This is a genomic window from Microbispora siamensis (assembly GCF_016863095.1).
Lineage (GTDB): Bacteria > Actinomycetota > Actinomycetes > Streptosporangiales > Streptosporangiaceae > Microbispora > Microbispora siamensis.
In genome coordinates this window covers 77,310-103,946 of record NZ_BOOF01000010.1, presented here as the reverse complement: position 1 = coordinate 103,946, position 26,637 = coordinate 77,310, and the positions used below count along the sequence as shown (strand labels likewise).

General features: G+C 72.4%; 20 protein-coding genes. 7 read left to right on the top strand and 13 right to left on the bottom strand.

Translation table 11 applies throughout. The features are described from left to right. Positions 1-7 precede the first annotated feature (7 nt). The 3 genes from Msi02_RS11695 to Msi02_RS11685 are packed head-to-tail and all read right to left on the bottom strand — an operon-like array spanning position 8 to position 3,499. Positions 8-1,033 carry a thiolase family protein gene (locus Msi02_RS11695; RefSeq protein WP_204048359.1) on the bottom strand — a complete coding sequence of 342 codons (1,026 nt, stop codon included), beginning with the start codon at positions 1,031-1,033 and terminating at the stop codon, positions 8-10. Next, positions 1,033-1,950 (bottom strand): Zn-ribbon domain-containing OB-fold protein, encoded by a 918-nt coding sequence (locus Msi02_RS11690; protein WP_204048358.1) that lies wholly within the window; start codon positions 1,948-1,950, stop codon positions 1,033-1,035. Before Msi02_RS11690 ends, Msi02_RS11695 begins: the two co-directional genes overlap by 1 nt. A gap of 1 nt (position 1,951) precedes the next feature. Next, positions 1,952-3,499, bottom strand: a complete 1,548-nt coding sequence (locus Msi02_RS11685) for an acyl-CoA synthetase (protein ID WP_204048357.1) — start codon at positions 3,497-3,499, stop codon at positions 1,952-1,954. Between the two features lie 209 nt (positions 3,500-3,708). Here Msi02_RS11685 and Msi02_RS11680 point away from each other — a divergent pair, with 209 nt between their 5' ends. The 3 genes from Msi02_RS11680 to Msi02_RS11670 all read left to right on the top strand — a co-directional run bounded on the left by Msi02_RS11680 (position 3,709) and on the right by Msi02_RS11670 (position 6,761). Next, positions 3,709-4,524: a crotonase/enoyl-CoA hydratase family protein gene (locus Msi02_RS11680; protein WP_239108318.1), complete on the top strand. Its 816-nt coding sequence runs from the start codon at positions 3,709-3,711 to the stop codon at positions 4,522-4,524. 68 nt (positions 4,525-4,592) lie between these two features. After that, positions 4,593-6,017 carry a serine hydrolase domain-containing protein gene (locus tag Msi02_RS11675; protein WP_204048355.1) on the top strand — a complete coding sequence of 475 codons (1,425 nt, stop codon included), beginning with the start codon at positions 4,593-4,595 and terminating at the stop codon, positions 6,015-6,017. 15 nt (positions 6,018-6,032) lie between these two features. Next, the gene (locus tag Msi02_RS11670) at positions 6,033-6,761 is read left to right on the top strand and encodes a MerR family transcriptional regulator (protein WP_204048354.1); all 729 of its coding nucleotides are present in this window, start codon (positions 6,033-6,035) and stop codon (positions 6,759-6,761) included. A gap of 65 nt (positions 6,762-6,826) precedes the next feature. Here the strand turns inward: Msi02_RS11670 and Msi02_RS11665 are convergent, their stop codons facing one another. The 4 genes from Msi02_RS11665 to Msi02_RS11650 all read right to left on the bottom strand — a co-directional run bounded on the left by Msi02_RS11665 (position 6,827) and on the right by Msi02_RS11650 (position 10,769). After that, a complete protein-coding gene (locus tag Msi02_RS11665; RefSeq protein WP_239108317.1) occupies positions 6,827-7,816 on the bottom strand; it encodes a damage-control phosphatase ARMT1 family protein in 990 nt (329 codons plus the stop codon). Positions 7,817-8,096: 280 nt separating this feature from the next. Then, complete coding sequence (locus Msi02_RS11660) at positions 8,097-8,552, bottom strand: VOC family protein (protein ID WP_204048353.1); 456 nt, start codon at positions 8,550-8,552, stop codon at positions 8,097-8,099. An 89-nt stretch (positions 8,553-8,641) separates the two neighbouring features. Further along, positions 8,642-9,526 (bottom strand): LysR family transcriptional regulator, encoded by an 885-nt coding sequence (locus Msi02_RS11655; protein WP_204048352.1) that lies wholly within the window; start codon positions 9,524-9,526, stop codon positions 8,642-8,644. A gap of 127 nt (positions 9,527-9,653) precedes the next feature. Then, on the bottom strand, positions 9,654-10,769 hold the full coding sequence (locus tag Msi02_RS11650; RefSeq protein WP_079319083.1) for an NAD(P)H-dependent flavin oxidoreductase: 1,116 nt from the start codon (positions 10,767-10,769) through the stop codon (positions 9,654-9,656). A 260-nt stretch (positions 10,770-11,029) separates the two neighbouring features. Between Msi02_RS11650 and Msi02_RS11645 the strand changes: the two genes are divergently transcribed. Continuing rightward, positions 11,030-11,992: a LysR family transcriptional regulator gene (locus tag Msi02_RS11645; RefSeq protein ID WP_204048351.1), complete on the top strand. Its 963-nt coding sequence runs from the start codon at positions 11,030-11,032 to the stop codon at positions 11,990-11,992. Positions 11,993-12,206: 214 nt separating this feature from the next. After that, a complete protein-coding gene (locus tag Msi02_RS11640) occupies positions 12,207-13,352 on the top strand; it encodes a S1 family peptidase (RefSeq protein ID WP_204048350.1) in 1,146 nt (381 codons plus the stop codon). 44 nt (positions 13,353-13,396) lie between these two features. Here Msi02_RS11640 and dprE2 read toward each other — a convergent pair whose 3' ends face one another. Genes dprE2 through pgfA (Msi02_RS11620) form a run of 4 tightly spaced genes read right to left on the bottom strand, consistent with a single transcriptional unit; the run spans position 13,397 to position 17,425 of the window. Further along, entirely contained in the window at positions 13,397-14,173 is a 777-nt protein-coding gene (gene dprE2 / locus Msi02_RS11635) for a decaprenylphospho-beta-D-erythro-pentofuranosid-2-ulose 2-reductase (RefSeq protein WP_204048349.1), read from the bottom strand. Between the two features lie 22 nt (positions 14,174-14,195). Then, positions 14,196-15,533, bottom strand: a complete 1,338-nt coding sequence (gene dprE1 / locus Msi02_RS11630) for a decaprenylphosphoryl-beta-D-ribose oxidase (RefSeq protein WP_204048348.1) — start codon at positions 15,531-15,533, stop codon at positions 14,196-14,198. Beyond that, entirely contained in the window at positions 15,530-16,444 is a 915-nt protein-coding gene (locus tag Msi02_RS11625) for a decaprenyl-phosphate phosphoribosyltransferase (protein ID WP_204048412.1), read from the bottom strand. The genes dprE1 and Msi02_RS11625 overlap by 4 nt, the downstream gene beginning before the upstream one ends. Before the next feature lie 51 nt (positions 16,445-16,495). Beyond that, on the bottom strand, positions 16,496-17,425 hold the full coding sequence (gene pgfA, locus Msi02_RS11620; protein WP_204048347.1) for a cell envelope lipid trafficking protein PgfA: 930 nt from the start codon (positions 17,423-17,425) through the stop codon (positions 16,496-16,498). 200 nt (positions 17,426-17,625) lie between these two features. Between pgfA (Msi02_RS11620) and Msi02_RS11615 the strand changes: the two genes are divergently transcribed. Both Msi02_RS11615 and Msi02_RS11610 read left to right on the top strand, forming a co-directional pair. Continuing rightward, positions 17,626-18,870, top strand: a complete 1,245-nt coding sequence (locus Msi02_RS11615; protein ID WP_239108316.1) for an acyltransferase family protein — start codon at positions 17,626-17,628, stop codon at positions 18,868-18,870. Between the two features lie 1,904 nt (positions 18,871-20,774). Then, positions 20,775-21,545, top strand: a complete 771-nt coding sequence (locus Msi02_RS11610) for a class I SAM-dependent methyltransferase (protein WP_204048345.1) — start codon at positions 20,775-20,777, stop codon at positions 21,543-21,545. Here the strand turns inward: Msi02_RS11610 and pgfA (Msi02_RS11605) are convergent. Beyond that, complete coding sequence (gene pgfA, locus Msi02_RS11605) at positions 21,486-22,481, bottom strand: cell envelope lipid trafficking protein PgfA (protein WP_204048344.1); 996 nt, start codon at positions 22,479-22,481, stop codon at positions 21,486-21,488. The two genes, Msi02_RS11610 and pgfA (Msi02_RS11605), sit on opposite strands and share 60 nt — an antisense overlap. Next, positions 22,478-26,632 (bottom strand): alpha-(1->3)-arabinofuranosyltransferase domain-containing protein, encoded by a 4,155-nt coding sequence (locus tag Msi02_RS11600; protein WP_204048343.1) that lies wholly within the window; start codon positions 26,630-26,632, stop codon positions 22,478-22,480. The genes pgfA (Msi02_RS11605) and Msi02_RS11600 overlap by 4 nt, the downstream gene beginning before the upstream one ends. Positions 26,633-26,637: the final 5 nt, after the last annotated feature.

Here is a 26,637-nt window from a genome sequence, read left to right as displayed (position 1 = left end):
TGACTCCCTACGCGGACGTTTCGAGCACGGCGACGAGGTTCTGCTGCAGGCACGGCCCGGAGGTGGCGTGCGCCACCGTGCGGTCCGCCGCGGCGTCGAGGATCCGCCGGGCCGCCTCGCCGATCCGGATCAGGCCGGTGGCCATCACCGGGTTGGCCGCGAGCGGCCCGCCCGACGGGTTGACCACGACGTCCCCGGACAGGCCGAGCGCCTCGCGCAGGATCGGCTCCTCGTGGCTGAACTGGGTGTGCAGTTCGGCCACGTCGACCGGGCCCTTGCCCACCCCGGCCGCCCGGCCCGCCTCGGCCGTGGACACCGACCGGGACAGGTCGCGCATGCCCAGGTAATGAGGCTCGGCGCGGTGCGCGATGCCGGTGATCCAGGCCGGCCGCCCGGCCAGCTCACGGGCGCGGTCGCCGGCGGCCAGCACCACGGCCGCCGCCCCGTCCGTGACCGGTGCGACATCGTACGGCCGCAGCGGCTCGACCTCGAACTCGTCCCCTGCTGGGTCCGGCAGGTCGAGGGCGTACGGGTTGGCCCGGCCGTCCGCCCGGCTGCGCCGTACGATCTCGTCCAGCGCCGCTCTGTCCGCGTTCACCGCGGAGGCCTGCAGCGCGGCGTACGACACCTGGTCGAGCCCGAGCGGCGCCAGATAGTACGGGTCGAGCTGGAGCGTCATGATCTCCCGGATGTCCGACATCGACGACTTGCCGAAGCCGTAGACCAGGGCGGTGTCGATGTCGCCGTGCTGGAGCCGCACCCACGCCTCGTACAGCGCGAAGGCGCCGTCCATCTCGACGTGGCTCTCGCTGATGGGCGGCCAGGCGCCGACCGCGTCGAGCGCCGAGACGAACGAGAACGGCGCGCCGGCCAGGTAGTCGCACGAGCCGGAACACGTGAAGCCGAACCTCTTCAGCCCGGTCGCCCGCTTGACCTCGTCGATGACCGGCAGCAGCAGCTCCGGCTCGGCCAGCCCGGTGTCGTGACCGGTGTGGACGGTCTGGGCGAAGGCGACGACGGCGACCTCGCGCATCAGGCACCACCTCCCGAGGACTCGTCCAGGTCGGCGTCCGGCTCCCCGGTCGGCTCGAACCACTTCACGTTGGTCATCGACAGCGTCCGTTCCTCGGGCGGCACCCACACGGCGCGCACCCGCATGCCCTGCCGCACCTCGTGCGCCGGCACCCCGCCGATCAGCGCGATCATCGGGGTGTCCGCGCCGTCCAGCAGCACGTACGCGGAGACGAACGGCACCTCGGGGGCCCGGGGGTCGGGCAGGTTGTTGATCGCGAAGGTGGTGACCGTGCCGGTGTCGGCGACCTCCACCTCCTCCTCGACGACCGAGCCGCACGCGGGGCACGACTCGCGGTAGGGCACGTAGACGGCGGCGCACTCGGCGCACCGGGCGCCGACGAACCTCCCGTCGCGGACACCCTCCAGGAACCGGGTGAGCGCCCGGCCCGGCGTGACGCGATACTCGGCGCGCACGGGCGCGACGAGCGAGGCGACCTCGGGCAGGAAGCACTCGATGTCGGTGATGTGCCCGGCGGTGGCGGCCCGCCAGCGCGGGCGCACCCGCAGCCCCGGCCGCAGCGCCTTCGGGCTCCCGGCGTCCACCGCGTGGACGAGGGCGGTGTCGGCGCCGTCAAGTTTGATCATCGCCCAGGCGAACGGCCGGTCGAGCGGGTGGCCGGGGCGCGGGGAGCCGACCCAGGCCCATGCCTGGACGGTCCCGGCCGGGCCGACCTCCACGTACTCCTCGGTCACCGGCTCGCCCGTGTCCGGGTCGTACTCCAGCGGCGGCACCAGCACCCGCCCCCCGGCCGTACGGACCCCGACGAGCCGCCGGTCGCGCAGTTCGGTGAGGAACCGCCCGATGACGGGCCCGGTCGTCCGGGTGTAACCGCCGGGGAACTCCAGGACGTGCGTCGCGACCAGGTCCTCGGACATGTCAGATGGCACGGTCCCTGCCTTCCCAGTAGGGGGCGCGGAGCTTGCGCTTGAGCAGCTTGCCGTTCGGCTCGCGGGGCATCTCGTCGATGAACTCGATCCGGCTCGGCCACTTCATGTGGGCCAGGCGGCCCTCCAGCGACAGGACGATCTCCGCGGCCAGTTCCTGCCCGGGAACGGCGCCGGGCGCGGGCTCGACGACTGCCATGATCCGCTCGCCCCACTCGTCGTCCGGGATGCCGAACACGGCCACGTCCGCCACCTTCGGGTGGACCATGAGCTCCTTTTCGATCTCGGCCGGATAGATGTTGGCCCCACCCGAGATGATCATGTCGGCCTTGCGGTCGCAGAGGAACAGGAAGCCGTCCTCGTCCAGGTAGCCGATGTCCCCGACGGTGAAGTAGTCGCGCAACCGGTTGGCCGCGGTCTTCTCCGGGTCGCCCTTGTACTCGAAGGAGATGCCCATCTTCATGTAGACGGTGCCGGGCGTGCCCGTGGGCACCGGTGCGAGCTCGTCGTCCACGATCAGCAGCTCGCTGCCCGGCCAGGCCTTTCCGACCGTGCCCGGCCGCTTCTTCCAGTCCTCGGGGGTGGCGATCGTGCCGCCGCCCTCGGTGGCGGCGTAGTACTCGTAGATCACGTCGCCCCACCACTCCAGCATCTGCCACTTGACCGGCACCGGGCAGGGCGCGGCGGCGTGGATCATCCAGCGCAGCGACGACAGGTCGTAGGAGCGCCGCGTCTCCTCGGGCAACGACAGCAGCCGTTTGAAGTGCGTCGGCACCAGGTGGGAGTTCGTCACGCGGTGGCGCTCGCACAGGCGCAGGGTCTCCTCGGCGTCCCACTTGTCCATGAAGACGAGGGTGTGCCCCATGTGCAGCGCCGTACCGGCGAACTGGGTGACGGCGGTGTGGTAGCTCGGCGAGGTGACCAGGTGGGCGTTCGGCCGGCCCGGCGTCACGCCGAACAGCCGCAGCAGCCCCGTCATCAGCTCGGCGGAGTCGTCGGGGTCGAGGCCGGTGAGCGCGCGCCGCACGCCCTTCGGCCTGCCGGTGGTGCCCGAGGTGTAGTGCATGGTGGCCCCGGCCGTACGGTCGGGGGGCGTGGTGTCCGGCCTGCCGTCGGTCAGCTCGGCCACCGGCCGGAAGCCCTCGACCTCGCCGTACGCGAAGCACCGGCCGGCGGCGATTCCCGCCTCCTGTGCGCCCCTGACGGCCTCCGCCGCGTATCGCTCGTGGGCGAAGAACGCGGCGGCCTCGCTGTCGGCGACGATGTAGCCGATCTCGGGCCCGGTGAGGTGCCAGTTGACCGGCGTGTAGTACCACCCCGCCTGCAGGGCGGCGAGGTAGAGCACGAGGCCGTCCGCGCCGTTGGGCAGCAGGCCGCAGATGCCGTCCCCGGGCCGCAGGCCCAGCTCACGCAGGCCGTGGACGATGCGATTGGCCCTGGCGAGCAGTTCGCCCGCGGGATGTTCCGTTCCGTCGGGATCGACCGCGGCGATCCACGCCGGGTCGGCCTGCGCCAGCCTCCAGAAACCGAGTGAGCCCATATGCCAGCTCCTTCAAGGCACCGCAACCGGGCGTCGGCGGCGTGAGCGGCCCCGGAGTGAAGCACGCCGGCACGACGCTGACAAGACCTGGCAATGCGGAGCGACTCAGATGAGAATCGGTTCTAGTTCTTGCGGGCAGACTAACCCCGCGCGCCATGTCTAACAAGCGCTTGATTGAATCAGCGACGCCGCCGAGCCGGAGGACACCTGTGGAGCTCCTGCCCATCAGCACACCGCACTGCCGGATCGAGCGCGACGGTCACGTGGTGATCGTCACGATGGACCGGCCGGAGGCCAGGAACGCGCTCTCACAGGACATGCTGGTGGGGCTCGCCGAGGCCTGGCGGTACATCTCGGACGAGCCGGAGGTGCGGGTCGGCATCCTCACCGGCGCGGGAGGCACGTTCTGCGCCGGGGCCGACCTCAAGGCCATGGGCACGCCGTCCGAGGACGAGCGGGTGCGCCGCCGGGCCGCCGAGATCCCCGACTACCACTGGAAGGGTCTGCTGCGCGATCCCGAGGCGCTGCCCGCCAAGCCCATCGTGTGCGCGGTCGAGGGGTACGCCGTGGCGGGCGGCACCGAACTGCTCGTCGGCACCGACCTGCGCGTCGTCGGCGAGAGCGCCACGCTCGGGCTGTTCGAGGCCCGGCGGGCGCTGTTCCCGATGGGCGGCAGCGCCGTACGGCTGCCGCGCCAGATCCCGTACGCGTTCGCCATGGACGTGCTGCTCACCGGCCGGGCGATCACGGCGGCCGAGGCGCTCGCGATGGGCATGGTCAACCGGGTCGTGCCGGACGGTCAGGCGCTCGCGGCGGCCCGCGAGATCGCCGGCCAGGTCGCCGCCTGCGGGCCGCTGGCCGTCCAGGCGATCCTGCGCGCCTACCGCGAGACGCTGGGCATGCCGGAGGCCGAGGCGTTCAAGGTCTCCGACGCGATCGGCTGGCCCGTCATCGGCTCCGAGGACGCCAAGGAGGGCTCCCGCGCCTTCCGCGACAAGCGCCCGCCGGTTTACCAGGGGCGTTGACGCGCTCCGCTGCGGGCCACCACCGCCTCTTGACCTTGCCCCTAGGTCAAGGTTCGACGATGCTCCACATGAACGACAACGCGCTGCACACCGTCGAAGCCCGGATCCGCGAGCAGGCCGCCGCCTACTGCGCGTCCAACAACGTCCCCGGGTTCGTCGCCGGCGTCTACCACGCCGGCGAGCAAGTGGTCGTCGCCCACGGCACCGCGAACGCCGCCACAGGCGCCCCGATGCTCGAGGACACCGGATTCCTCTTCGGCTCCGTCACCAAGGTCCTGACCACCACGCTGGTCCTGCAGCAGGTCGACCGGGGACTGCTGGACCTGGACACGCCGGTGGTGAAGCACCTCCCCGACTTCGCCCTGACCGCACCGGGCGCGGCGGACAAGATCCTGGTCCGGCACCTCATCTCGCACACCAACGGCATCGACGCGGACCTGTTCTTCCCCGACGTCAAGGGCCGCGACGCTCTGAAGACCTACGTCCACCGCCTCGCGAGCTCCTGCGGCGCCCTGTTCGAACCCGGCGAGCGGCTCAGTTACTCCAACGGCGGCATGATCGTCGCGGGACGCCTGCTGGAAGTGGTGACCGGCATGTCCTTCCCTGACCTGCTCGAACGCGACATCTACGCACCCGTCGGCATGAAGAACTCCGGCACCTCGGCCGAGCAGGCCATCCTTCGCAGCACGGCCATCGGTCACTTCCCCGACCCCCGGACCATGGCGGCAAGGCCCACGGGCATGTTCATGCTGCCCGACACCTGGGGGCCGGCCGGCGGCACACCGATCGGCACCATCGCCGACCTGCTCGCCTTCGGGCGCACCCACCTCGCGGGCGGTCTGTCCCCGTCGGGCGCACGTGTTCTGTCGGCCGAGTCGACCGCGCTGATGCAGCAGGTCTCGTACGACATGGCGACCCCGAACGTCCCGCCGATGGGCCTGGGCTGGGTGCGGTACCCCTTCGGCGACACGACCGTGCTCGCCATGTCGGGCGCGTCGCCCGGCGGTGTGTCCATCCTGTGCGTCGTACCCGAGCACGACCTGGTCTTCGCCGCCTTCGGCAACACCCCGGGGGCGATCGTGCTGCACGACCGGATCCTGCAGCGGCTCCTGAGCGAGCGTCTCGGCGTCCGGATCCCCACTCTGATCAGCGAACCGGAGAAGGACGTCGACCTCACCCCCTACGTGGGCACCTACCGCTCCGATCAGCTCCGCATCGACGTCCGCATCGTGGACGGTCAGCTCGAGGAGCGGACGACGTACGAACCGGCGGACGAATCACAGGAGCGGATTTTCACCGAGTTCGCCGGCGGTATGACCTCCGCCCCGCCACAGCGCTACGTGCCGATCCGGCCCGGCCTTTTCGCACCCGCCGGATACCCACTGGAGACGTTCGACGGATACCTGCGGCTGCTGCTCGTCTCCTACCACGACGTCCGCGACGGCCGAGCGCGTTTCCGTAACGGCGGCGGCCGCCTGACCCGACGGGCGTGACAATCCGGTGGAAGGATGTCCAGTGTGTTCACGATCGGCCGGCTCGCGGACTACGCCGGAGTGACCATCAAAGCGATCCGCCACTACCACGAGCGCGGCCTGCTCCCCGAGCCCGGCCGCGACTCGTCCGGCTACCGGCGCTACACCGCCGAAGACGCCGTCAAGCTCGTCAAGATCAGGACTCTGGCTCAGGCGGGGGTGCCGCTGGCTCGCATCAAGGACCTCCTCGACGCCGACCCCGATGCGCTCACGGCGGCCATCGCCGAGATCGACCGCGACCTCCGAGACCGCATCGCGCGGCTGCGGCGAACCCGCGAACAACTCGCCGAGCTGCGCGGCGGCGACCGGCTTTTCGTCTCTCCGGAGGTCGCCGACCATCTCGACGATCTGCGCGACCTGGGCGTCAGCGAGCGCCAGATCCGTCTGGAACGCGACGGCTGGATCCTGATGCAGACGGCCTCACCCGAGGACGCCGCCCTGTGGATCGCCGAGAAGCGCGAGCTCATGACCGACCCGGAGTTCCGCGCGCTCTACCTCGAACACGACGCCGCCTACGACTGGCCGCCGAGCGATCCCCGCCTCCCCGCACTCGCGGACCGTACGCGGAACTGGTTCGCCAATCGCCACAGCCGATCCGAGACGCGCCCCGTCCGTAACCCGGATATCGCCCGGTTGGCCGCGCGAACCCAGCCAGGAGCCTCGTCCCCGGCCTGGGATCGGCTGGCCCGGCTCATGGAAGGCTAGGCGCGTGCCCTGAGCCCGCGCCGGCGGATAAGAAGGCCGGAGCACGCGGGCGGATCCGGCAGCGATCAGGGGCGGGCCTGGACCATGGCGTGGGTGCCGGTGGTGCGCCAGGGGCGGCCGGCCGCGTCCAGCTCGGCCAGGGTCCGCTCCGGCACGCCGGCGAGCGCGTCCGACTTCAGCGTGCGCAGCGCGACGATCGGACCGGGGAAGTAGGCGGTGACCGCGGCGAACGGCGTGGTCGCCGGCCACATCCGGTCGCCGACGAGCCGCCGGTAGTTCAGGTCGCCCTTCATGACGGTCAGGGAGGCCGACGCGAACTCCTCCCGCAGGTCGTCCGGCATGTCCGCGTAGGGCAGCGGAGCGCAGGCGAAGGGATGCGCCCGCAGCCTGAGACGTCCCTCCTCCATCGCGCCCCAGAGGCGGGCGCCGGCCTCTCCGGCCCGGCCGGGGGCCGCGGCGAGCCGCCGCAGGCACGCGAGGACGTCGGCCGGGGTGGCGTCGGAGACGAAGTACGGGAAGGGCTTGACGTGGAGGACGACCTCACCCGCGAGCCCGCAGGCGAGGAGGTGGTCGGCCAGCACGAGATCGGGCAGCAGTTCGCGCCCCGCGTTGTCGGCGACCAGGCAGATTTTTCCCGGTGCGGCGGCCTCGATGAGCGACCACAGCAGCGGGCGGTCGTCCACCACCAGGTCCGCCGCCCTCTCGTGGTCGCCCTTGAGGGTGACGCCGAAGGACAGGTCGGCGCGGTTGCCCCAGAGCGAGCCGAGCAGCAGCGCCTCGGCCCGCTCGCCCGGAGGAAGCGCCGCCGTCCCGTCGAGCGCCGCCAGCTCTCCGTCCACGACCGGGCCGTCGAGTTCGGCCTGCTTCATCGGGCCGAACGGATCGATCCCGCGCCACGGACCGTCGCCGAAGTATCCGGTGGCCTCCAGCAGCTTCCGGTAGAAGTAGCTCTCACCCCACAGGAACGGCACGTCGACATAGCGGCGGCCGATCTTGCCGCGTCCCCACTCGGCCCAGGCCGCGCCGTCGTGCGCCGACGGCTCCAGCGGCTCCATGACGTCGCGTACGACCTCGTCGAGCAGCCGGTCGAGCGCGCGCCGCCGGTCGGGCGGGTACGGCAGCGCCCGCGCGACCTAGCGGACGAGGACGGGGTGGCGCTCCCTGAAGACGCTCAGGGCGTAGGAGCCGGGGACGTTCCCCATGATCGGCGGGGCGTCCGCCACGGTCTCGTCGCGGGCACCACTCATCCCCGGCATCCTCCTTCGGCTCGCGGGACCGCACCGCCAGTGCAAGTCAGGACGATTGACGGGATCCCTTCCGATCATATGGTGGCGATCAGAGGTCCACCGCTGACGCCGCCTCCTTCAGCTCCTGTGCGGTCATGTCGGTGACACGGCTGGCGAAGAACCAGGAGTGGCCGAACGGGTCCTCCACCTCCACCTGCAGATCGCCGTGGAACTGCATCTCCAGCGGCCGGATGACGCGCGCTCCGGCGGCTACGGCCCGCTCGGCGAACGTCTCGACGTCCGGCACGAAGACCAGCAGGTTGACCGGTGTGCCGCCGATCGTCTTCGGGCTGCGGAAGTGGTATTCGGGGTATTCGTCGCGCAGCATGAAGACCGCCTCGCCGATCCGGAACTCGGCGTGAGCGATCTTGCCGCCCTGCCGGGGGATCTCGATGCTCACCTCCGCGCCGAAGGCCCTTCGGTAGAAATCGATGGCCGCCTTGGCGTCGTGCACGTTGAGGTAGGGGACGCCGCCCTTGTACTCCTGGGGGATGGGGTTCGTCATGATGCTCCTCTCCTCGTAGGCGCCTCCATCCTCGACACCCCGTCTAACTGCAACAACGACGAAATCCGTAACGATCGTTAACCCGTGTGTTAGCGATCGAGCTCCGCGCGGAGGAGCGTGATGAACGAACGCACCCTGCCGGTCTGAGCGCCGGCCGGCCAGACCGGCCCGTACTCGATGGGCGGCAGGTCGGCGATGGGCACGTAGACGATGTCGGGCCGGGCGTGGTATCGAGTGGCCTGGTTGCCCACCACGGCCATCCCGGCGCCGCCGCTGACGAGCGTCAGCAGCTCCTGCCGCGAGGTCGTCGTCCGCGCCCGCTGAATGGGACGCCCGCTGGGCGCCTGCGCCGGGATCAGCGCGTCGAGCAGATACTCGGGCGCGCCGGTGGGCGCGAGAACGGTGTCCCTGGTGAGGTCCTCCACTGTGACGCTGTCCCGCCGCGCGAAGGGATGCCGGGCGGATACGGCCAGCATGCGCTCATCGCGCACCAGTACCGGCCCGCTCGACAGATCGGCCTCGCGCACGGGCAGTTCGGTGATCTGCACGTCGAGTTCGCCGGCTCGCAACGCGCCGAACGCGTCCGACAGGTGCACCTCCCGGATGCGCACCTCGCATTCGGGATGACGGGTGCGGAACGCCTCGGCGGCGGCCATGATGGCCTCCCCCACCAGCGGGCTGGAAAAGCCCACCCGCAAGATCCCGGAGAAGCCGCGCCCGGCGGCGATGGCCTTGGCGATGCCCTCTTGTATGCGTTGGTAGCCCGCCTGCACGTCCTCGCGCAGCGCACTGCCGACCGGGGTCAGCGCCACCTGGCGGCTGGTGCGCTGGAACAGTGTCACACCGAACCGGCGCTCCAACCGCTTGATCGTCTGACTGACGCGGGCACCGCTGACGCCCAGCCGCTCGGCCGTACGGGTGAAATGGAGTTCCTCGGCCAGGGTCAGAAAGATCTCTATGTCACGCCGTTCCATAACCCGCAGGTTAGCGATCCGCCGCTGATGCCAATCGAGCTGTGAATCGCAGCGGCCGGGCGAACGGGGAAGGCGGGGCGGCAGAGGTGAGGGCGTGGGTGCGCGAGGGCCCCTGCCGCCCGCTGCGTCACCCGTCGCCGGTGATGCGGCCGAGGCGCTCCATGGCCTCGATGTACTCCTCCACCATCTCGAAGACGACCTGCCTTGCCGGCTTGACCTGGTTCATCGCGCCGATGATCTGGCCGGCGGGGAACGTGGCCAGCTCGGTCGCGTCCGACCTGCCGATCCGCCGCAGCGCGTCGGAGATCAGCATGAACTGCAGCGGCATCGGCAGCGTGCCGGGCGACTCGGCCGACTCCCACGCGTCGGTCCACTCGTTCTTCAGCAGGCGGGCGGGCTTGCCGGTCCAGCTCCGCGACCTGACCGTGTCGCGGGAGGTGGCCGCGATGATGCGCTGCCGCACGGTCTCGGAGGTGTCGGCCTCCTCCACGGCCAGCCAGATCGATCCGGTCCAGACGCCTTCGGCGCCGAGCGCCATGCCCGCGGCCATCTGGCGGCCGGAACCGATGCCGCCCGCGGCCAGGACCGGCACGTCCACCGCGTCCACCACCTGCGGGATCAGCACCATCGTGGAGATCTCGCCGGTGTGGCCGCCCGCCTCGGTGCCCTGCGCCACGACGACGTCAACGCCGACCTCGACCTGCTTGACGGCGTGCCGGGGCGTGGAGGCGAGCGCGGCCACCTTCACGCCCTTCGCGTGCGCCTGCTGCACGACGTCGGCGGGCGGCGGGCCGAGGGCGTTGGCGAGCAGCGCGATGGGGTGCCGGAGCGCGACCTCGACCTGCGGCCGGGCCGTGGCGTCGGTCCAGCCGAGCAGCACCTTGCCGGAGTCGGAGCCGTCCAGCGGCGGCACGCCGTGGCGGGCCAGCAGGTCCTCCACGAAGGCCCGGTGCCCCTGCGGGATCATCCCCTGCAGCCGCGCCACCAGTTCGGCCGGGGAGTCCACGTCGAGGTCCGCTCCCTCGTAGGAGGCGGGCATCACCACGTCCACGCCGTACGGACGGCCGTCCACGTGGTCGTCGATCCACTTCAGCTCGATCTCGAGCTCTTCGGGGGTGAAGTACAGGGCGCCGAGCACCCCCATGCCGCCGGCGCGGCTGACCGCGGCGACGACGTCCCGGCAGTGGCTGAAGGCGAAGATGGGGAACTCGATACCGAACATGTCGGTGACACGTGTCCGCATGCCTCGAACGTACGTCGGCCCCCAGCGAACTGCAACGCGTTCTATTAATCCGCGCCCGATGGGTTCCTACCAGCCGGTAACCAGTCGGCCGAGAGGCGACCGGCATCCACGGCGAGAACACGTTCCACGCGGCGGCCGCCCCCTGTGACGCAGCCCAGCGGCATCATGCGTCACAAGGGCGGCGATAGCTCACGGGTTAAAGTCAAATTTCATGACAATGCGGGATTGCGGCCATACCACGGGGGCCGTACCTTCCCCCTATGGATCTGGAGATCCGCCACCTCAGAATCGTGCACGCGGTCGCCGAAGCCGGAAGCGTCACGAAAGCGGCCACCCGGCTCGGCCTCGCCCAACCGTCGCTCACCGCTCAGCTCAAGCGCATCGAGCGCTCACTCGGGGGTCCGCTGTTCGAACGCGACCGCAACGGCGCCCGTCCCACTCCTCTCGGCGAGATGGTGCTGTCCCGTGCCCGGGTGCTGCTGCCCGCCGTACGGGACCTCCAGGAGGACGCGGTGCGGTTCGCCAACACCTCCGTCAAACTGCCCGGCTATCGCATCGGCGCGACGAACGGGCCGATACTCGGCGGGCTCGTCGAGCGCCTGACCGCCGACCAGCCGGGCATCCCGGTCACCACCCGCACCTCATGGTCGGCCGGTGAGCTGACCGCGCTCGCGGTGGCCGGCCGGCTCGACTTCGTGCTGCTCGGGACGTGCGGTGACAGCCCTCCTCCCCCGGCCGAGGCGATGAACTGGACCACGGTCGGCACCGACCCGGTCTTCGTGCTCCTGTCCGAGGACCACCCCCTCGCGGGGGAGAAGGAACTGGAGCTGTCCAGCCTCGCCGACGAACACTGGACGGTCGCCCCCGGCGACGGCTGTTTCGCCGACTGCTTCGCCGCCGCCTGCGCGCGGGCCGGGTTCGTCCCCGAGTCCATCTACGAGACGGACGTGGGGACCTGCCTGCACCTGGTCGGAGTGGGCAAGGCGGTCGCCCTGTGCCAGGCCACCTTCCGGCTCACCGCCGGGCTCGTCATGATGCCGCTGGCCGGGGCGCCGCTGCGGTGGCGGCATCTGCTCGGCTGGCACGCCGACTCGATCGGCGCGCGGGCCGCCGCCCCCGTCGTCGCCGCCCACGCCCGGGCCGCGTACGCCGACGCGGTGCGGCGCAGCGCCCGTTACGCCGACTGGCTCGTCACCAACCCCGAATACGGCGCGGTCCCCTGACGGTCCGGACAAGGCGGGGTGGAAGACCGCCGACCACCTACTGGTCAAGGGGTCCTCGTTCATGCCGGAGGTTCGGGGGCGGTTATTTCCGGGCCAGCGAATCCCCAGACAGGGGCGGTTCCATAACTCGGTGATAGGGGCGAATTGATAGATCCACGTGAAAGCGGAGGTCGGTTACGTTGACGGCACCCCCCAGAGACAAGGAGAGCCCCACATGCTCCACAGACGCACCGTACTCGCCGGATGCGCTCTGGCCGTCACGGCCCTCGCCACGGTCGCCACCCCCGCCATGGCCGAGCCGAACAACTCTCCCGCCTCCTCCGCCGTCAAGCCCCCGCCCGCGATGATGGAGGCCATGCAGCGCGACCTCGGGCTCACCCCCGCCCAGGTCGACGCCCGCCTGGCCAACGAGGCGAAGGCCATGTCCACCGACGCCAAGGTCCGCGCCGCGATCGGTGACGCCTACGCCGGATCGTGGGTCTCCGGCACCACCTCCGAGAGCTTCATCGTCGCCACCTCCGACGCCTCCAAGGCGGGCGCGGTGCTGGCCGCCGGCGCGCAGCCGAAGATCGTCAGCCGCAACCTCGCCGCCCTCGACTCCGCCGAGGCCGCGCTGGACCGGGCCGCCGCCAACGCGCCCGCCTCCACGCCCGTGTGGTACGTCGACGTGCGCAGCAACAGCGTCGTCGTGCTGTCCTCCAACACCGCCGAGGCCGAGGCGTTCGTGGCCGCGAGCGGCGCCGACAAGTCGGCCGTACGCGTCGAGCAGTCCGCCGAGCAGCCCCAGACCTTCTACAACCTGCAGGGCGGCGACGCGTACTACATCAACAGCTCCGCCCGCTGCTCCATCGGCTTCCCGGTGCGCAGGGGCAGCACGCCCGGCTTCGTCAGCGCCGGTCACTGCGGCCGCGCCGGCAACACCACGACCGGCTACAACCGGGTCGCGCAGGGCACCTTCCAGGGCTCCTCGTTCCCCGGCAACGACTACTCCTGGGTTTCGGTCAACAGCAACTGGACGCCCACGAACATCGTGTCGTACGGCAACGCGAGGGTGAGCGGCTCCAGCGTCGCCGCCGTGGGCTCCTCGATCTGCCGGGCCGGCTCGACCACCGGCTGGCACTGTGGCACCGTGCAGCAGCTCAACGCCAGCGTCCGCTACTCGCAGGGCACGGTCAGCGGCCTGACCCGGACCAACGTCTGCGCCGAGCCCGGTGACTCCGGCGGCTCGTTCATCTCGGGCAGCCAGGCCCAGGGCATGACCTCCGGTGGCTCGGGCAACTGCTCCTCCGGCGGCACCACCTACTTCCAGCCCGTCAACGAGGCCCTGTCGGTCTACGGACTGACGCTGGTCACCAGCTGACCCCGGCCGATCGAAGGAGGCTCCCCCGCCGGCCCGTCACCGGGTCAGCGGGGGAGCCTTCGCCATAGGGGCCGGGGCAGCAGGCGCATGACGGCGAACGCGAGCCGCAGCCGCGCGGGGACCCACACGGTCACCTTCCGCGTGTCCAGGGCCTCCACGACCGCGTCCGCGACCTCCGCCGCCGTCACCGACATCGGGGCGGGGGTCATCCCCCGCGTCATCCGGCCGATCACGAACCCCGGCCGGACGACCACCACCCGGGCCCCGGAGCCGTGCAGGGCGTCGGCCAGCCCCTGGGCGAAGCCGTCCAGCCCGGCCTTGGCCGAGCCGTACACGAAGTTCGCCTTCCGCACCCGCACCCCGGCCACCGACGACAGCACGACGAGCGTGCCGTGGCCCTGCTCCCGCAGCCGTCGTGCGGCGGCCAGGCCGATCGAGACGTGGCCGCCGAAGTTGACCGCGACGTCGCGGGCGGCGGCCACCGGGTCGGCGTCGTAGATCGCCTGGCTGCCGAGCACGCCGAACGCCGGGATCACCACGTCGAGGTCGCCGACCTTGGCGGCGGCCTCCTCGATCAGGGCGGCGTGCGTCTCCGGGCGGGCGGCGTCGAAGTCCAGCACGTGGACCTCGGCCCCGAGCCGTTCGAGATCCTCCGCCGGCACGGCGGTGCCGCCGTCCTTGCTGGGCGCAGAGGCGTCACGCGCGGCGAGCACGACCCGGCGGGCGCCCCGCCGGACCAGCCGCTCCACGATCGCGAGGCCGATCTCACTGCGCCCGCCGAGCAGCAGGACGGTGTCGACCGAGCCCAGCGCGTTCCTCATGGCCACTCCTTCGACGACGGAATCAGCACAGGCGCAGCCTACGGGCGAGGTCGGAGACGAAGACGCCGTCCGGGTCGGCCCGGCGCCGGATCTCCCGCCACTCCCCCAGCCGGGGGTACGTCGCGGCCATGGTCGCGGCCGACATCCGGGAGTCCTTGGCCAGGTAGAGGCGGCCACCGGCGGCCGCGACCCAGTCGTCGAACTCGGTCAGCATCGCGGCCAGCCCGCTCTGCCCGGCCGGGATGTCCAGGGCCAGCGTCCAGCCGGGCATCGGGAACGACAGCATGCCGGGCGTCCCCGCTCCGAACCTCTTCAACACGGTCAGGAACGACACGACCCCCGCGCCGGACAGCCGCTCGACCACCCGGCGCAGCGTGTCCTCCGCCCCGAGCGGCACCACGAACTGATACTGCACGAAGCCGCGCGTGCCGTACATCCGGTTCCAGCCGGCCACACCGTCGAGTGGGTGGAAGAACGGCGCGATGCCCTGGACGATCCGGCGCGGGACGGCGGGGGCCTTGCCGTACCAGGCGGCGTTGAAGGCCCGCACCGTGGCCCGGTTGAGCAGGCCGCCGGGCGCCCAGGGCGGGGCGGACAGCAGGGGGCGCGGCGCGAAGGCGAGCGGGTTCCCGCGCGCGCGGGCGGGCAGGTCGCCGGGAGCGGCGTGGTCGCCGCGGGTGAGCACGCCCCGGCCCATCCGCCCGCCGCGCGCGAGCAGGTCGATCCACGCGACCGTGTAGCGGTGGCCGTCGTCGGTCGCGGCCATCGTCTCCAGGGTCTGGTCGAGGTCGCGGGTGCGTTCGACGTCCACCCGCATCCACGCGGACTCGATCGGCACGCACTGGAACGTCGCCTCGACGACGACGCCGGTCAGCCCCATGCCGCCCACGGTGGCCCAGAACAGGTCGTCGCCCGGTCCGAGCGTACGCACGCCTCCGTCGGCGGTGAGCAGGCGCAGCGAGCGCAGGTGGGCCCCGAAGGAGGAGTCCACGTGGTGGTTCTTGCCGTGCACGTCGGCCGCGACGGCCCCGCCGACCGTGACGTACCGGGTGCCGGGGGTCACCGGTACGAACCAGCCGCGCGGGACGAGCGCGGTCATGAGGTCGTGCAGGCTGACCCCCGCCGACGCGGTGACGAGCCCTGTGTCACTCAGGCTCCACGACTGCTGGAGCGCCGTGCAGTCGAGCACGAGTCCGCCCGCGTTCTGCGCGGCGTCGCCGTACGCGCGGCCGAGGCCGCGGGCCACGACCCCTCGACGGCCCGCCTTCGCCACGAGCGCGGCGGCCTCCTCGGCGGTGCGCGGGCGGGCCAGCGTCGCGCGCGTGGGCGCGGTGCGCCCCCATCCCGTCAGCAGTGTCATGCCAGTTGGATACCGCACGCCAGCAGGATCAGCATCAGCGCGAGGAAGACCTGGAGCGGCCGGTCGCGCAGCACCAGTTCCTCGGGTTCCTCCCCCACGCCACGGTCGACCAGCAGCGCGTGCCGCAGCACGACCAGCACGAACGGCACGATGCTGAGCGCGCAGAACGCCTTGGCCGGCCCGGTGTGCTCCTGGAGCGCCCACAGGCAGTAGGTGACGATCATCGCCCCCGAGGCCATGACGCGCACGTGACCGAGATAGCTCGCGGTGTACGTCTCCAGGGTGGCCCGGGCGACCTGGCCGTCCCCGGGCCTGGCGCGGAGTTCGGCCTCGCGCTTGCCGGCCACCAGCAGCAGCGAGCCGAGCGAGACGACGACCAGGAACCAGCTCGTCACCGGCACGGACACGGCGACCGCCCCCGCGTACGCGCGCACGACGTGGCAGCCGGCCACGGCGACCAGGTCCACCACGGGCTGGTGCTTGAGCCAGAGGGTGTAGGAGAAGGTGAGCGCCAGATAGGCGGTGACGACGGCGGCGAGCGGCCACCCGCCCGCCAGCCCGGCGAGCAGGCCGGCCGCCAGCAGCACCGCGCCCGCGGTCCGCGCGAGCCGTACGGACACGATCCCGGCCGCGATCGGGCGCAGCCGCTTGCGGGGGTGGCGCCGGTCGGCGGCCACGTCGGCCGCGTCGTTGAAGAGGTAGGACCCGCCGGCGGCCAGGCAGAAGGCGGCGAACGCGACGAGCGAGCCGCGCAGTCCCGCCCCGGTGGTCAGCACGCCGGCGGCGGCCGGAGCGGCGAAGACGAGCGCGTTCTTGAGCCACTGCCGGGGCCGGCAGGCCCGCAGCAGCCCCGCCGCGCGCGAGCGCCGGGAGGGCGTGCCCGCCGGAGGCGCCGCCACCGGCGGGCCCATCGGCGGGTTCAGCGCGCTGTCCCGCTTCACGGGTCGGCCGGCTTTCCCGTGTCAGTCCACGCGGCCCGGCCGCAGCAGCAGCCACACCCCGACGACGGCGAGCGCGAGCCCGAGGATGAGCGCCACCAGCGGGAGCGTCGTCTTGATCAGCGTGATCTGGGCCATGTTGTCGCGGGCCGTCTGGACGAGCTCGCCGACGGTTTGCGGCGTGAACGAGGCGGTGGCGATGAGGGCGGGCATCCGCTCGACGCCGTCGGCCGTCTTCAGCACCTCGTGGCGCTGCTGCTCCTGCTTGACCGGGACGCCGGTGGTCGGCTCGACCCAGAAGGTGTTCACGCCGTCGTAGACGCGGTCGACCTGGATGTCGCCCTTGCCCTTCATGTGAAGCACGGAGGCGGGCGCGCTGAGCTTCTCGATGGGCGTCGGCGGGATCTTCTGCACGAACCGGTAGACCCGCAGGCCGTTGACCGTGTCCTCGCCGTCGAACGTCGCGTCGTACGCCTTGCGGGTGTCGGTGTTGAACACCTGGTAGGTCTTCTTCTCGACGCCGAACGGGAACAGGAAGACCTGGCCCTGCAACTGCACCGGCTGCGCTCCCGACCCGCTGTTCACGCTCGTGCCGCAGCAGGTGACGCCCTGGCCGTTGAATTTGTTGAACGCGCTGCGGAACTGCGTCATGGAGATCTGCGGATTGTTGTTGGTCACGTCGTTGGCGTTGGTGAACTGGTCCCACACGACGTGGTCGTCCTTGGCCTCCTTGACGTCACCCCTGGTCGTGACCGTGATGTCGAGGGTGCCGGTGAGGACCTTCAGATCCCGTTTGCTGAAGTACTGCGCGTTCTCGGCGGTCAGCCGCGTGATGCTGTACTGGTTCGCCGGCGCCTGCACGAGTTTGTCCGCGACCTGGAACCTCAGCAGCGGCGCGAGAACGACAAGGAACGCCCCGAGTCCTACGAGGACCACTCCCAATCCGCGGCGCATCGCTCCTCCTGGGGCAGGCCAGTTACTGCCTATTTGTCCTGAAACACGTTCCTATTTCGCTGTATGTTAGACGGGGCAGTGACCAACGTCACGAGGGATGCGGAAAAGTGACCGAAACAGGTTCTAGCTCGACGGCGACTCGTGACATGTTACCGGCCGGTTCGCAACCCGTTCGTGACACACCCGTGCTTTCCGGTCACGTGCCCTCCGGACATGTGGACGCCCTCGACGGCGTGCGAGCGCTGGCGGCCGTCGCCGTCCTCGTCTTCCACGTCGCGATCGAGTCGGCGGCGGCGCTGCGGGACAACTTCTTCAGCAGCCTGCTCGCCCGGGGGGACGTCGCGGTCCCCATCTTCTTCGCGCTGTCCGGCCTGCTTCTCTACCGGCCCTACGCGCGCGCCGCGCTGCTCGGCGAGCGTCCCCCGGACACCCGCGTCTACCTGGTCAAGCGCGCCCTGCGCATCCTCCCGGCGTACTGGCTGGTCGTGGTCGTGGCCATGGTGCTGTGGGCCGGGCCGCACCTCGGCGACGTCACAACGTGGCTGCAACTGCTGCTGCTCGGCCAGACCTACGAGATCCACCCCTGGTGGTTCGGCCTCGGGCCGCGCGGGCTTGCCCAGATGTGGAGCCTGTGCGTCGAGGCCGCCTTCTACGTGCTGCTGCCGCTGGTCGCCGCCGCGCTGGCGGCGTACGCGCGGCGCGGCGGCCCCGGCCTCGACACCCGCGCCCGGCGGCTGCTGGCCGGCGTCGCCGTGCTCGCCGCCTCGTCGTTCGTGTGGGCGCTGCTCACCTACTTCCCCGTCTACCGGCCCTACCTGAACACCTGGCTCCCCCGGGCCTGGGTGTTCTTCGCGGTCGGCATGGCGCTGGCCGTCGTCTCCGAGTGGGCGCGTGAGGAACGCGATCCCGAGGGCCCGGAACACCGGTTCGTCCGGGCCGTGGGCGCGTCGGCGGGCTCGTTCCTGCTCGTCGCCGCCCTCGCGTACGCCGTGGCGGCCTCGCCGCTGACCGGCACGCGCTTCAGCGGCGTGGACGGCGTCTGGGCCGACCTGTCGGAGCTGGCCCTGTACGCCACCGTGGCGGCCGGGCTGGTGACCCCGGCCGCGCTGCTTCCGGCCGAGGGCTCGCCGTACGGCCGCTTCCTGAGCAGCCGGGTGATGCGCTTCCTCGGCCGGGTGTCCTACGGCGTGTTCCTGTGGCAGTTCGTGGCCCTCTATCTCTGGTACGACTTCACCGAGCAGCAGGCGTGGAGCGGCAACTTCGCCGGCAACCTGGTCGTGGTCGGCGCGCTCACGCTGCTGCTCGCCACGCTCACCCACCGCTTCGTCGAGGAGCCGGCGAGGCGCCTCGCCCGCCTGGCGACCTCTTCGCGGAAGGGGACACCGACGGAGACGGGGACACCGAGGGCGACGGGGACGGAGACGGCGGTGTCGCCGCGGCCGTAGGGGCGGGCGCGCCGGGCACGGGGTCGCCGTAGGCGAAGCCCTTCAGGCAGACCGCGGCCGGGTCGTCCAGCCGGATCAGCAGCCCCTTGCCGATGGCCGTGACGGGGAACTCCACCAGCGCGCCACCGGATCCGGTGGCGTGGAACCGCAGTTGCCCCCGCTGCCCGCTCATCTCGTAGCTGCCGGTGCCGGCGCGCTTGGCGGTGTAGGCCAGCCCGGCGACCGGCCCCGGCCCGCCGAAGGACACGACGTCGGGAAAGAAGATCGCGTCGCCGAGGAGCGGGAAGCACGGGCGTTCACCCGGCGGCACCACCCCGATCGACGCCTTCACCTCGGCCGGCGCGAGCCTGCCCTTGCCGTCGAAGACGAGCGCGTGCTCCGACGGCTCGGGCACGCGCATCCGGGCGCGCAGCGCGGGGCGCGCGAGCGGGGCCAGCAGGTGGTGGCTGAGCCTGCGGTTGCCGTTCCACGGCAGCACGATGTCCTCGGGAAGCGGGCTGGAGTAGATCACGGCCGTGTCCGGCGCCTTGGCGAGGGAGGCCCGTACGGCGGCCAGGTAGGCCCGCACCCGGTCTCCCGACAGCGTGTCGCGGTAGTTCTGGATCGACACGATCGACATCGCGAGGTAGGCGCCCGCGAGCAGCCCCGCCGCCGTCGGCAGCCCGCTCCCTGCGGGAACCGGCCGCCGGTAGGGCTCGGCCTCGTCCCGGAGGGGCAGCAGCGCGAGCCCCAGGCAGACCGCGAGCACGATCGCGGCGTCCGCGACGTAGCGGGTCTCCGAGCCGACGACCTGGGTGAGCCCGGTGCCCCGCGCGATCGCCGTGGGCACGCCGTCCGCGGCCACCAGATAGCCCGCCAGGATCAGCCAGGCGCGCGCGGCCCGCCGCCGCCACAGCACGGTGCCGACCACCAGGGCGGCGAGCACGGCCCATCCGGCGGCCACCAGCAGCGGGCTGGGGTCGGCAAGACCGCCGTTGGGCAGCACCGGGCCCCACGTCAGCGGCCCGCCGACCACCCCGGCCGGGAAGACCTGGCCGAGCAGGCGGCCCAGCAGGTCCGCCGCGTTGCCCGGCGCGGGGACGGCCGCGCCCTCACCCGGCGCGGTGCCGCGGCGGGCCAGGTACAGCGCCGCGTATCCGCCCATCAGCAGCACGTACGAGCCCCACAGGCGCCAGTGGGAGCGCAGCTCGCGCAGCATGAGCGCGATCCACGGGCCCGCCCACGGCCGCAGGTGCGACGTGGTGAGCGCGAACAGCAGGAACGGGACGAAGACTCCCTTCGTGCTGAACGCCATGCCGGCCAGGACCCAGTAGAAGGCCCACCGGGCGTGCCGCGCCCCGCCCTCCCCGGCCCACCTGACCTGGGCCGCCAGGGCCATGACCATCGTGAACTGGAGCGGCACCGCGTTGATCGCGGCCGACCACCAGCCGAAGGCCGGCACCGTCAGCGGCGAGAACAGGGCGAAGGTGAGCGGCAGCAGGATCCCGGGCCGCGTGCCGAACAGCCGCACGAGCAGCCGCAGCAGCATGACCGCCACGGCCGCCTGGACCGCGAACGTGACCGCCGAGACCAGCAGCCAGTCGTACGGCGACAGCCGCGACAGCACCCAGGTGAGCCCGAGTGCCCCCGGCATCAGGTGGCCCTTGTGGACGCGGAACAGGAAGTCGAACGTGAGGGAGTGCTCGTAGGCGTCACCCACGAACAGGAAGTCGTCCTCGACGAAGGAGGAGGACGTCAGGACGGGGATCCGGACCGCCAGCGACGCCACGACCAGCAGGACCGCCGCGATCATTACGGGATTCGCCAGGCTCGCCCGCCATGCCGGCAGCGCGATGCCGGGCCGTCCGGTACGCACGATCTGAGTCATCGGGATTCTCCCAGCGCCGTGGGACAAAGGGGGTGTTATGCTCCGGCGCACCCGACAGGAGAGGGACGTCGTGCACGCCGAGCCGTTCCGCGCCGACCTGGCCCGTTCGATTCGCCTGTTCAGCGCCTTCCGCAAGGAGCAGACCGACCCCGACTTCTTCTACGGCCTGCTCGCCCGTGACACCGTCGCCCAGCTCGCGGCGTACGCCGACCTCGACGGCGCGCTCGTCGCGGACGTCGGCGGCGGGCCCGGCTACTTCACCGACGCGCTGCGCGCCGTGGGCGCGCGGCCGGTGTGCGTCGACTGCGACGCCGGGGAGATGAGCGCCCGCACCGGCGCCATCCCCGACGGCGCGGTGCTCGGCAGCGCCCTCGACCTGCCGCTGAAGACCGGCTCCGTCGACGTCTGCTTCTCCTCCAACGTGCTGGAGCACGTGCCCGATCCGTGGCGGATGGGCGACGAGATGGTGCGGGTGACCCGGCCGGGCGGCATCGTCTACCTGTCGTTCACCAACTGGCTGTCGCCCTGGGGCGGCCACGAGACCTCGCCGTGGCACTACCTGGGCGGGCACCACGCCGCACGCCGCTACGCGCGCCGCCACGGCCGCTCCCCCAAGAACGTGTACGGCACGAGCCTGTACGCCGTCTCGGTGGCCCGGGCGCTCGCGTGGGCCAGGCGGCATCCCGGCGCCGACCTCGTCGACGCCCTGCCGCGCTACCACCCTCGCTGGGCGACCCCGGTGATCCATCTACCCGGCGTTCGCGAGATCGTGACCTGGAACCTGCTGCTGGTGCTGCGCCGCCGCTGACCTCCCCGGCCGGGTCGCGACCCGGGAGACGACGGCGAGCACCACGGCGAGCACGGCGGCGAGCAGGCCGCACGCCAGCGGGATCCACTCGCGCGTCAGCAGGATCCACCGGCGGAACCTGGCCGCCTCGTCCGCGAAGGCGCGCACCTCGGCGCCGCTCGTCGTCAGGTCGGCGTCGAAGGCGACCTGCCGCTCGACCTGGTCGGGCGTGCGCAGGGTGTCGCGCCGCCGCTCCTGGGTGCGCACGGTCAGCCCGCTCTCCGGCTCGACCCAGATCGTGCGGGTGATCTCGGTGTACCTCGCCACGGCGACCCGCTCCTCGTCCGGCATTCCGACCGTCGTGCCGGGCACCGGGCCGGGCAGGTCGGCCGTCTTCACCGGGCCGGCCGAGTAGGTGTAGCGGTAGGTCGGCACGCCCTCGACGGTCTCCTCGCGCTCGAACCGCATCGGGGCCTCCCGCCGCAGCACCGGGTCGAACATGGTGTACGAGCGCGGCTCGGCCCCGGCGGGCAGGCGGAAGGCCAGCCCGGTCTGCCGTACGCCGGGGTCGTCGTCGACGTACTCCCCGCAGCACTCGACGGCCAGGCCGGTCCGCCGGTCGAAGGCCGTGCGGCGCTCGTGGTAGTCGACGCGCTCGCCGTCCCGGGTGTCGAGCGAGGAGAACTCCACCCAGACGGCCGTACGGTCGTCACCCGCCTGCGGATCGCCGTAGACGGCCACCGTGTTCTGCACCGGCACGTTCCTGTGCAGGCGGAAGGTGGCGGTGTCGAGGTAGGTGGCCGAGGGCGAGACGAGCCGCTGGACGCGCGTCTGCTCCAGCGGCAGGACCGTGGTCCGCGGATAGACGTAGAAGTGGAACAGCGCCCCCACGGTGATCAGGAAGGCGATGCCCGCCAGGAGGAGCGTGCGCCGAAGCCGCACGAACGCGCCCGTCATCGGCCTACCCCCGCCTGGTCGCGGACGGCACCGTCTCGTACGGCGGCCAGCAGCCGGGCGAGCACGACGAGGCAGAGCACGTCGGCGGCCAGGCCCTGCCCGGCGGCCTGGGCGAGCCCGGCGAGGCCGAGCGCGACGAGCGCCACCCACGCGGAGGCGGCGTGACGGGCGAAGGCCCGCAGGCGGCTCGGACCGGCGTGCTGGGCGCCGGCGATCCCGCGCAGCCACAGGAACGCCGCCAGCGCGGCGGCGACGACGACCGCGCCCGCCACGCCCCCGGCCCACAGTCCGGCGAGCGGCGCCGCGATCCACACCCAGGGCGCGCGGACGCGGCCCGGTCCCACGGCGCGCAGCCGCGACCGGCCGCGCACCAGCGCCAGGGCCACCACCACGAGGGCCAGGCCCAGCCCGGCGAGCAGCGCGATGCGGTAGGCCGGGTCGGGCTCGTAGCGCAGCACCACCTCGCCGCCGCCGGCCGGCAGTTCCCAGGCCTGCCGCCAGCCGTCGAGCCGTGCCGGGGTCAGCCGCGCGCCGTCGAGGTACGCCTGCCAGCCGGCGTTGTAGTTCTCGTTGACCACCAGGTAGGAGGGCGCGGCGGCGGTGACCCGGAGACGGCGCTCCTGCGGCCCCCACGACGTCACCGTGGCGGGGGTCGCCGTCACCGCCGCGCGGCCGGTTCCGGCTCCGTCGTCCAGCACCACCGAGCGCACGCGGAAGGCGTCGCTCGGCGCCACGCTGACCCGGCTGCGGCCCTCGGTCAGGTGCACGGGCGCGCACCCGGAGTAGGTCAGCGGACGGCCGTTGAGCACGTCGTCGAGCGTGCCGCCGACCACCCGGGTCGGCACGTCGTCGCCGTCCACCCGCAGCGTCGGGCCGTAGCCGCAGGGCAGCCGCAGCGGGATGGCGCCGAGGCCGCCGAGGGGCTTCACCCCGGGGATGGCGATCTCGGCCACCTCGATCGCGCGGGAGGCGGGCGCGGTGAACTCGATGGTGAACTTCCGCGTCTTCAGCGCGGGGAACGTGAACACGCCGTCGCGGTCCACCCACCCCTGCACCGCTCGCTCTCCGGCGCGCAGCGTGAGCTTCACCGGCGGGATGCCCTGCGCCGAGTCGGGGAACAGCACCCGGATCCGGGAGAACGTCCGGGTCCTGCCCAGGTCGATCGACAGCGTCGGACGCCGGTCGAACGGCTGGGCGTACCACAGCGTCGAGGGGTCGCCGTCCATCGCCTGGCGGCCCAGCACGGCCCCGTGCTCGGTCGCCGTGGACGACGCGCTGACGTGCGGATACTGGTTCGGCAGCGTGGTGATCAGATCCGCCGCCTTCGGATCGGTGAGCACGGCCTGCCCGCGCACCGTGCGCACGCCGTCGCGCGCCACCGGGATGAGCCGGTCGAACCCGTAGCCGTCCTCCCCGAGGATCTGCAGCCGGGAGGAGCAGGTCCAGGTGACCGAGCCCCGCATGCACGCGTCGGCGTCCCCCTGCTTGGTGAGCAGCACGGCGCCCGGGTCGCCCGTGCCGGTGCCCGTGTCGGATGTGTCCGGCACCGAGATCGTGCGTACCGCCCGCACGCCGGGGATGCGCAGGTCGGTGATGCCGACCCGGCTGCCGAGCGCGGTTTTCGGCTCGTACGCGAGCCTGGTCACCCGGATCCGCAGCCACGAGCTCTTCCCCGGCACCGGGCGCAGCGGCTGGAGCGCGTCGGTCCACGCCACCGCCGCTCGGCTGACACCGCGCTCGGTCTCCAGCGCGACCTCGGTCACCGGCGGGCCGATCGCCCCCTGCTCGAAGGCCGCCGAGATCTCGGTCAGGTCCACCTGGCCGGTGAAGCGGACTTCGAGCCACTCCCCGACCGCGCCGTTCCAGCCGTCCGACCGCCACCCCGTGCGCGGGTCCTCGTCGAGCGCGGCGTACGGCTGCCGCCCCGGGTCGCGCTGGCCCACGGCGGCCGTGACGGCGGAGTCGGCCGACGAGGCGGTGACGTCCTTCACGTCGAGGTAGCGGGCGGTCGAGGTGGCCGCCGACCAGGCCGGATCGGTGAGGTCGGTGGTGACAGGGTCCTGGTTGTCCGGCAGCGTGGCCGACGCGATGCGCCGTACGTCACCGAACACGATGTCCCGTTTGCGCAGGGTGTCGGTGAGGATCGTGTCGCGGGCGGGGATCGCCGCCGCGCCCGGCTCGTCTCCCACGAGCACCGGGCGGTCGCCGGTGAGCAGTCCCTCCTCGGCCATGTCGAGCACGGCCTCGGGAGCGCCCTCCACGTGCAGCGTGCCTGCGCGGGGCACGGTCGAGGCGAGCGGGGCCGTTCCGGGGATCTTGTAGACCTCCAGCGCCGGGTAGGGCTGGTCGAGCCAGCCCGAGGCGGTGCCGTTCGCGGTCAGGCCGACCAGCGGCCCGAACTCGGCGGTCCTGGACAGCCCGGAGTCCTGCAGGGTCTGGTGCACCCGGGCGGGCCAGGCGGTCCCGAGCGTCTCCCTGACCAGGTCGTTGCGGATGAGCAGGTAGGTCACCCCGGCGCGGCGCAGGGCCTCGGTCAGGCCGGGCGAGCCGTGCCCGGTGGCGAAGCGCTCGTCCACCGCCTGCACGATCCGGGCCAGGCCGGGCGATCCCCACGGCACGTTGGCGTGGGTGGCCCAGCGCACGGTGAGCAGCGACTGCATGGGCTCGTCGAGCGGGCGGCCCCACAGGTACTCGCCGCGCGCCGAGCCGGGCATGGCGAGCACCATGCCGTCGCCCGCGTTGCGGTTCAGCCAGTCCGCCGCCTGCCGCCAGTAGGCGGGGAGGTCCGCGAAGGAGCCGCGGGCGGTCACCCCGGCCGTCCCGACCGGCACGAGCGTGAGCGCGAGCAGCCCGGCCGCCACCGCGGTGACCGGCCTGCGCAGGCGCACCGGTCCCGCGACCGGAAGCGCGGCCAGGCCGAGCGCCAGCGGCAGCCGGATCAGCGCGTCGAACTTGTGCAGGTTGCGGAAGGGCGCGAGCGGCCCGTCGAGCAGGTCCCTCACCTGGCCGGTCCAGGGGTGGGCGAGGTCGCCCGCGTGGCCCGCGGTGACGATCAGCAGGCCCGCGATCACGCTCAGGACCAGGAACGTCCGCTCGGGGGTTGCCCTGCGGACGACGCCGGTCAGCCCGAGTCCGGCGACCAGCGCCGTCGCGGCGACCAGCCACGGCACGGTCGCCTGGTCGTAGGCCGCCGGCAGCCACGGCTGCCCGTCCACCGGCAGGAACGAGATCCAGCTCGACGTGCCGCGCAGGGCGTTCACCAGTGAGGTGACGCTGGTGGTCGCCGAGGCCGTCTCGATGAACGGCAGGAACGAGAAGATGTAGCGCCCGAGCAGCAGCAGCGGGACGAGCCACCACATCGACACGAGGCCGACGAACAGCAGCCACCAGCCGAGCAGTGCCCACGTACGCCCGCCGTGGCGGCGGGTGAGCAGGTAGAGGAGCGGCACGACGAGCACGGCCAGCTCGGCCGCCGCGTTGACGCCGCCCGCGAACAGGAACGCGGCGGCCGACAGCGCGGCGGCCCGGCGCGGGCTCGTCCCCTCCCGCGTGCCCTTCACCAGCGGCAGCAGCACCCACGGCAGCACGGCGCTCGGCTGGAACTCCGAGGAGTTGATCCCGATCAGGGCCAGCGCGTGCGGGGCGAGGGCGTAGGCGAGCGCGCCGAGGATCCGGGTGCCGGGCGAGCCGATTGCCATCGCCCGGGCCAGCCGCTCGGTCCCGAGGAACGCCGCGCACAGCACGAGCGACATCCAGAGCCGCTGGATGTCCCAGGCGGGCATGTCCATGGCCCGGAAGAGCGCGTAGAACGGCCCCATCGGGAAGAGATAGCCGTACGCCTGGTTCTGCAGGTGGCCGAAGTAGGCCGGATCCCACAGGTGCAGCGCGCGCGAGAGGAACCCCAGGGGGTTCACCGCCATGTCGAGCTTGGTCTCGGAGATCACCGCGCCGGGCGCGGTGTTGAAGGCGACGGCCGCGAGCAGCAGGCAGCCCGCCAGCAGCCGGAGCCGGTGCCGCAGCCCCCGGCCCGGCGGTGCGGGAAGAGCGGCGGGGACCGTCTCCGCGGCCCCGGCGGTCTCCCCTGGCGTGCGGGTCACCCCCTCCCGGGTGGGACCGGGCTCCCGCGGCTGGACCGAGACGTCAACGGACACGGGCG